The sequence below is a fragment of the Sediminimonas sp. genome, from assembly GCF_024637375.1.
GTDB lineage: Bacteria > Pseudomonadota > Alphaproteobacteria > Rhodobacterales > Rhodobacteraceae > Sediminimonas.
In genome coordinates this window covers 1-7,128 of sequence record NZ_JAGXFK010000084.1, presented here as the reverse complement: position 1 = coordinate 7,128, position 7,128 = coordinate 1, and the positions used below count along the sequence as shown (strand labels likewise).

Genomic DNA, 7,128 nt, shown 5'->3' with positions numbered 1-7,128 from the left:
GTCAGCCCAGGCGAAATGAAGAAAGCTGGACGGCGCAAACCGCCTGCCCGAGATCGTCCAGGGGATTGCCTTCAAGGACGGCATCAAGCAACTTCAAACCGCCGCCTGATCACGCCGTCACCAACTTTCGGGCATAGCTCCTGCGGCCCGGCGGCGATGCGCTGCGAACGCGCGATTGTCCCATGAATTGCAGGGAAACGCGCCACCCGGCGCCGATCGCGCCCGCAACGGCGGGGTGCGCGGAGGCCGCCCGAGATCACGCAACGTTCACGCGAAGGCGGCCGCGCCCAGGTCGCGCAGGAGGCACCCTCGACCGCCGAGACCACCGGCGAGCGCAACAGCGCCTATGCCACCATGGAAGCCGTCGAGGGTAAGCAGGTGCGCGCCGACTACGGCGATCAGTTCGTCAACAACATGAGCGAGCTGTCCACCGTCCTGCTTGAGGAAAACGTCGACTACGGCGGCGGCTATGTCGGCAAGCCCGTGCGCACAAAGGACGGCAAGCCGGTCGGCGACGTGGCGGGCGTCTACGGTCGCAAGGACGGGCGCACCACGATCATCGTCGAGACGAATGACGATTTCAACTATGAGCAGCATCTGTTCGCGATTTCGCTGCCGTCCGAGATGGAAAACGACAACTATTTCGAGATCCCGCTCGACCGAACGCAGCTCAACTCGGAACTGAAAGGGGCACTTGGCGAAACCCCGCGCTGATCAGCGCCCACCGACGCCTTGCAAACGGCCGGCCCCCACCGGCCGTTTCCCCTTGCGCGACACTCACAGCCCCGGCGCGCCCCAGGGCGACAGCACCTCGGGCGCGCCGTCGCGGATCACGATGTTTTCTTCGTGCACCAGGCCGGTGCCGCGCCCCAGCGTCACCCATGGCTCCAGCGTGATCACCATCCCCGGTGCCAGCACCGTCTCATCGCCGGCACACAGCGACAGCCCCTCGGTCAGTTGCATGCCCAGCCCGTGCCCCAGGCGCCCGGCGCGCGCGCCGGTGACGGCCGCCATGGCCTCGAACACCTCGCAGGCCCGCGTGCCCGGCCGCGCCAGCACCAGCCCGGCCTCGCACGCCGCGATCAGTCGCGCGTGCGCCCGCCGCGCGGCATCCGACACGGTGCCGATGGCGAAGTTGCGGTCGAAATCGCAGAAATAGCCGCCGCGCATCGCCCCGGTATCCAGCATCATCACGTCGCCTGCCGCCAGCCGCCGCGGTCCCGCGGGCGAGATCACGTCGGCATACCCCTGCGGCCCCGCGCCGCCCGCCAGGTAGGGCACCCAATCGGCCCCCTCCTCCAGCAGAAGGCGCTGGAAATCGCGGAACACCCGCTCCAGCGGCACACCCGGCGCGGCGATCTCGGGCACCCGCGCAAACGCCCGCCCCGCCACCGCGCAGGCATCGCGGATGCGCGCGATCTCGGCCTCGGACTTGATCGCGCGCAGCCCCGCCACGATCCCGGCGTCATCGCCAAAGCGCAGACCGCTGCGCGCCTTCAGCCGCTCGAAATCGGCCAGCGGCATGCGCAGGTGCGTCTCGGGGCCCATCGGCACCCCGACCCGCCCCGCGCCCACGACATCGCGCAGCGCCCCGGCCAGCAGCGCGGTGCCGTCGTCGGCCGGATCGGGCGCCGCCCATGTGCGGATGTCGGCCAGACCGGTGCGTGCCATCAACGGCGCCCCGATCTCGGGGATCACCGCCACCGGCGCGCCCGTTGCCGGCACCACCAGGTACCAGGGCCGGCTCGGGCTTTCCCAGAACCGCGTCAGGAACCCGGTGAAATAGCGGATCTCGGCCTCGGTCGTCAGCAGCAGCGCCCCGATCCCGGCGGTCGCCATCGCCGCCTGCGCCCGGCCCAGCCGCGCGGCGTATTCGCCGGGCTCGAACGCCCCTGGCGCCCCCATCAGGACGCCGCCTCGCTGAGGATGCACAGCACCTGCGCATCCTTGCCCACACCCGGCACCCCCGCCAGCGCCGCGGCCACCCCCGCCGCGCCCGACGGGGTGCTGGCAAGGCCCTGCGCGGCCAGCGGCGCCAGGGCCGCCTCCGCCTCCCGCTCGCTGATCAGGGCAAAGGCATCCGCGTCGCGCGCCAGCCCCTTGAGCGCGATCAGCGACGGCACCTTGCAATCGAGCCGCCCCATGGCCGATTGCGGCCCCTGCGCCGCCACCGGTGCGCCGGCCTTTATGCTGCCCCACAGCGCCGGCGCGGCGGCGGGTTCGACCACCAGGATGCGCGGCACATCCCCCCAGACATGGCGCAGGTAGGCGGCGACCGCGCCGGCCATGCCGCCGACGCCGGCCTGCAACAGCACCACGTCGGGCGGCGCCGTGGCCTGGCGCGCGATCTCGGCGGCCATCGCCAGGTACCCCTCCATCAGGCGATGCGGCAGCTCGATATACCCCGGCCACGACGAATCCGACAGCAGCGTCCAGCCATGCTGGTGCGCTGCTTGCGCCGCCGCCTCCATGCTGGCCTCGTAGTCGTCGCCGGCGCGCACCACCTCGGCGCCCTCGGCGCGCAGCCGGTCGGCAAAGCTTTCGGGAACGCTGCGCGCCAGGTAGATCACCGCCCTCGCGCCGAACACGCGCGCGCCCGCTGCCACCGACAGGCCATGGTTGCCCGCGCTTGCGGTGACATAGGTGCGCCCCGCCAGCGGCCCCGCCTGCGCGGCATGGGCGATGACATAGGCCGCGCCGAGCGCCTTGAAGCTGCCCAGCCCCATTCGCCCGCGCTCGTCCTTGATCCGCAGTTCCCCGATACCCGACCGCCGCGCCAGCTCCGGCACCGGCAGCAACGGCGTCTCGCGGTGCTTCGGGCAGCGCGCCAGCAAAGCCTCGGGCGCGGCTGCGTCGATGCTTGGCGCCGGCACATCGGGCAGCGACAGGCCACGGCCCCGCCACGGGTTTTCCATCCACTCCATCGCGTACCCCCTCGCCCGCCGCCGCACTCGGCCCGTTCCGAGAAGACCAGAGCCGATCACGGCCCGCCGGTCAATCCTTCGGGTGCGCGGGGCAGATCGCCCCAACGCCCGAACAGGGCGCCCTATCCAATCCCGGGCACAGGCAAAAACGGAACCGGGGGCGCGCCTGCCCGTGGGGTGACGCAGTCGACGGCGCCATTCGGGCGAGGCTGCGTTCCCTACGGCAGCCCCCCGGGAAAGCCCCCCTTCCCCCCTGCGGCCGCTTGGCATAAACAGGCGCCAGCGCAGCACCGCGAGGGGGACACGAAGCACATGCAAGACCCGGCCATCACGCCCGACCTGATCGCCGCCCACGGCCTGAGCGACGAGGAATACCAGCGCCTTCTGGGTATCCTCGGCCGCGACCCCAGCTTTACCGAGCTGGGCATCTTCTCGGCCATGTGGAACGAGCATTGCTCTTACAAGTCGTCGAAGAAATGGCTGCGCACCCTGCCCACCGAAGGGCCACAGGTGATCTGCGGGCCGGGCGAAAACGCCGGCGTAGTCGATATCGGCGACGGGCAGGCGGTGGTGTTCAAGATGGAAAGCCACAACCACCCCTCGTATATCGAGCCCTACCAGGGCGCCGCCACCGGCGTGGGCGGCATCCTGCGCGACGTGTTCACCATGGGTGCGCGGCCCATCGCGGCGATGAATTCGCTCAGCTTCGGCAGCCCCGATCACCCCAAGACCCGCCAGCTCGTGCATGGCGTGGTCGAGGGCATCGGCGGCTACGGCAACTGCTTCGGCGTGCCCACCGTCGGCGGCGAGGTGCGCTTTCATACCGCCTATGACGGCAACTGCCTGGTCAACGCCTTCGCCGCCGGATTGGCAGACGCCGACAAGATCTTCTACTCGGCCGCCAGCGGCGTGGGCATGCCGGTGGTCTACCTCGGCGCCAAGACGGGCCGCGACGGGGTCGGCGGGGCCACCATGGCCAGCGCCGAGTTCGACGAGACGATCGAGGAAAAACGCCCCACCGTGCAGGTCGGCGACCCGTTCACCGAAAAACGCCTGATGGAAGCCACGCTGGAACTGATGGCCACCGGCGCGGTGATCTCGATCCAGGACATGGGCGCCGCCGGGTTGACCTGCTCGGCCGTCGAAATGGGCGACAAGGGCAACCTCGGCGTGCGGCTCAACCTCGACGAGGTGCCGTGCCGCGAACAGGCCATGACCGCCTACGAGATGATGCTGTCGGAAAGCCAGGAACGCATGCTCATGGTCCTGCGCCCGGAAAAGGAGGTCGAGGCGCGCGCCGTGTTCGACAAATGGGATCTCGACTTCGCCATCGTCGGCGAAACCATCCCCGAGGATCGGTTCCTGATCATGCAGGGCAATTCGGTCAAGGCCGACATTCCGCTCAAGGCGCTGGCCGAGAACGCCCCCGAATACGACCGCCCATGGGTCGAGGCCGAGGAATGCGAGCCGCTGGGCGATGTGCCGGGCGTTGATCCCGTCGACGCGCTGCGCGCGCTGCTGGCCAGCCCCAACTACTGCTCGCGCCAGTGGGTGTACGAGCAATACGACACCCAGGTCATGGCCGACACCGCCCGCGGCCCCGGCGCCGGGGCCGGGCTGGTGCGGGTGCATGGCACCGACAAACTGCTGGCCTTCACCGCCGACGTGACCCCGCGCTACGTGCGCGCCAACCCCTACCATGGCGGCGCGCAGGCGGTGGCCGAAGCCTACCGCAACCTCACCGCGCTCGGCGCCAGGCCGCTGGCCAGCACCGATTGCCTGAACTTCGGCAACCCCGAAAAGCCCGAAATCATGGGCCAGCTCATCGGCGCGCTCAAGGGCATCGGCGCGGCCTGCGCGGCGCTCGACATGCCCATCGTGTCGGGCAACGTGTCGCTTTACAACGAAACCGACGGCACCGCGATCCTGCCCACCCCCACCATCGGCGCGGTGGGGCTGATCTCGCGCGCCGACGATGCCATTACCGGCTCTGCGCGCGACGGGCATGTGGCGCTGCTGGTCGGCGCACCGGGCAGCCACCTGGGGCAGTCGGCATTGCTGGCCGAGGTGTTCAACCGCGAGGACGGCGACGCGCCCCATGTCGATCTGGACGCCGAGCGCCGCAACGGCGATTTCATCCGCGACAACCACGCCCTGATCCGCGCCTGCACCGATCTTTCGGATGGCGGGCTGGCACTGGCGGCGTTCGAGATGGCCGATGCCGCCGATACCGGCGTGCAGATCGACAGCGCCGACATGGCCACGCTGTTCGGCGAGGACCAGGGCCGCTACCTGGTGGCGTGCAATTTCGACCAGGCCGAGGCGCTGATGATCGCCGCCGGCCGCGCCGGAGTACAGATTCACAGCGTCGGCAAGTTCGGCGGCGATCACCTAAAGCTGGGCGGCGCCGAGGCCCCGCTGGCCGAGATGCGCGACATCTACCGCCGCAGTTTCGCCGCGCAGTTTGCCTGAACCCGCGCCCCGGGCCTTGCAGCCGCCGTGCCGCCGCTCTAGGTCTTGAAAACGGCAACAACGGAGCAAACCATGGCCATCGAGGCACAGCAAATCGAGGAGCTGATCCGCGCCCGCTTTCCGCAGGCCCGGATCACCATCACCGACCTGGCCGGCGACGGCAACCACTACGCCGCCGAGGTGATCGACGAATCCTTCCGCGGTCAGAACCGGGTCCAGCAACAGCGCGCCGTCTACGCGGCACTGAAAGATGAGATGGACGGCCCCGCCGGCGCCCTGCACGCGATGGCGCTGACCACCAAGGCACCGGAATAAGGGGGGAGGCGATATGGATGCCCGCCTGATCGCCGGGATTCTCCTGACGCCCTTTGTCGCGGTGTTCATCTACGCGACGATCTCGGAGATCATGCGTTGGAAAACCGAGGGGCGGGCGCAATACGGGCTGAGCTATGACGAGGAAACCGGCACGACCCATGTCGGGGTTCTGGACGAGAACGAAAGCGGATACGATCCCGACAACTTCGACCCCAACGCGCTCAACGGCACCACCGCAAACGATGATGCCGTTGATCGAACCGACGAAACCCCGCGCGGCGCCCGCGCCGACCACACCAGATACATGGGGAAAGACACCATGACCGACGACGCACAAACCGCTATCAAGGACACCGTGACCAGCAACGACGTGGTGCTGTTCATGAAGGGCACCAGCGAGGCCCCGCAATGCGGGTTCTCCAGCCGCGTGGCCGGGGTGCTCAATTACATGGGCGTCAGCTACAAGGACGTGAACGTGCTGGCCGACGAGGGCCTGCGCCAGGGCATCAAGGATTACTCAGACTGGCCCACCATACCACAGCTCTATATCAAGGGCGAGTTCGTGGGCGGCTGCGACATCATCACCGAGATGACGCTCTCGGGCGAGCTTGACCAGATGTTCGATCAGCACGATGTCGCGTACGACAAGGACGCCGCCGAGAAGATCCGCGAAGCCAACGGCTGAGCGCGCGCCAGCACCGCGCGGGTAGGCGTGAACCGGATCGCGGGCGATCCGGGGGGCCGGTGATGGCCTTGAGCGGACGTTGAAGCTTGGCCCCAATGCGCGGAACCAAGGCGCGCTTGCGCGCCGCCGCGCGGCGCCCGACCGCCGCCTCGGGCGGGCGCCGCGCGGCTTCTCAGCCGGTCGCCCAATGTCCTGTGTGGATGGCTCCTGCATTGCAAGAGGTTTTCGGCGATGATTGCGGTCATTTTCGTCAATACAGTCGTGTGTCCGGCCTGTTCGCGTGGCTGCGTTGTCGCCACTGGCCCTGATGAATTCCGCAAGCGAGGGTCCAATCGGCTCATCGAGCTCGGAGGGCCGCTGACATTCCCGGAGTGTCCTTGCTCTTGGTTGACTTAATTCCGCATCATCACTTCAACGTCTTGCATCTCGTGGGCAGCTGGTGCGATCAGAACGCAGGCTGCGCGCGACATCACCAGGTTCCTTGAGCGACTTCGAGTGTGCCATGGCATTGTAGAAGCAACCGAAGATCTTGCGGGCGCCCGGCGTGCCGGCCGCATCGTCGAATTTCCGGAACTGCCCCTCCAATGCTTCCCGGATGCCTTCCTCGCCGCGCGACGTGAAGCCGAAACCGATGCAACCGGCATGATCCCAGTCATCGGGTGTCAACTCCGGCAGCTTCTGGGCTGGGCCGAAGGCGACTAACACGCCCAGGAGTTCCGTTGCGCGGGTCGC

The 7,128-nt window shown here is 68.6% G+C and carries 6 protein-coding genes and 1 pseudogene; 4 read left to right on the top strand and 3 right to left on the bottom strand.

The window, feature by feature from the left end:
* Positions 1-354 precede the first annotated feature (354 nt).
* Positions 355-714, top strand: coding sequence for a hypothetical protein (locus Q0L89_RS12935; protein ID WP_296765823.1), 360 nt, complete (start codon positions 355-357; stop codon positions 712-714).
* A 63-nt stretch (positions 715-777) separates the two neighbouring features.
* Here the strand turns inward: Q0L89_RS12935 and Q0L89_RS12930 are convergent, their stop codons facing one another.
* Positions 778-1,905: a Xaa-Pro peptidase family protein gene (locus Q0L89_RS12930; RefSeq protein ID WP_296765820.1), complete on the bottom strand. Its 1,128-nt coding sequence runs from the start codon at positions 1,903-1,905 to the stop codon at positions 778-780.
* Positions 1,905-2,924, bottom strand: a complete 1,020-nt coding sequence (locus tag Q0L89_RS12925) for a pyridoxal-phosphate dependent enzyme (RefSeq protein WP_296765817.1) — start codon at positions 2,922-2,924, stop codon at positions 1,905-1,907. The genes Q0L89_RS12930 and Q0L89_RS12925 overlap by 1 nt, the downstream gene beginning before the upstream one ends.
* A 312-nt stretch (positions 2,925-3,236) precedes the next feature.
* Here Q0L89_RS12925 and purL point away from each other — a divergent pair, with 312 nt between their 5' ends.
* The 3 genes from purL (at position 3,237) to grxD (ending at position 6,396) form a co-directional block, all read left to right on the top strand.
* Positions 3,237-5,396, top strand: a complete 2,160-nt coding sequence (purL, locus tag Q0L89_RS12920; RefSeq protein ID WP_296765815.1) for a phosphoribosylformylglycinamidine synthase subunit PurL — start codon at positions 3,237-3,239, stop codon at positions 5,394-5,396.
* Positions 5,397-5,468: 72 nt separating this feature from the next.
* Positions 5,469-5,711 (top strand): BolA family transcriptional regulator, encoded by a 243-nt coding sequence (locus Q0L89_RS12915; protein WP_296765812.1) that lies wholly within the window; start codon positions 5,469-5,471, stop codon positions 5,709-5,711.
* A 319-nt stretch (positions 5,712-6,030) separates the two neighbouring features.
* A complete protein-coding gene (gene grxD, locus Q0L89_RS12910; RefSeq protein WP_296765825.1) occupies positions 6,031-6,396 on the top strand; it encodes a Grx4 family monothiol glutaredoxin in 366 nt (121 codons plus the stop codon).
* A 411-nt stretch (positions 6,397-6,807) separates the two neighbouring features.
* Here the strand turns inward: grxD and Q0L89_RS12905 are convergent.
* Positions 6,808-7,128, bottom strand: a pseudogene (locus Q0L89_RS12905) (hypothetical protein); the annotation flags it as partial.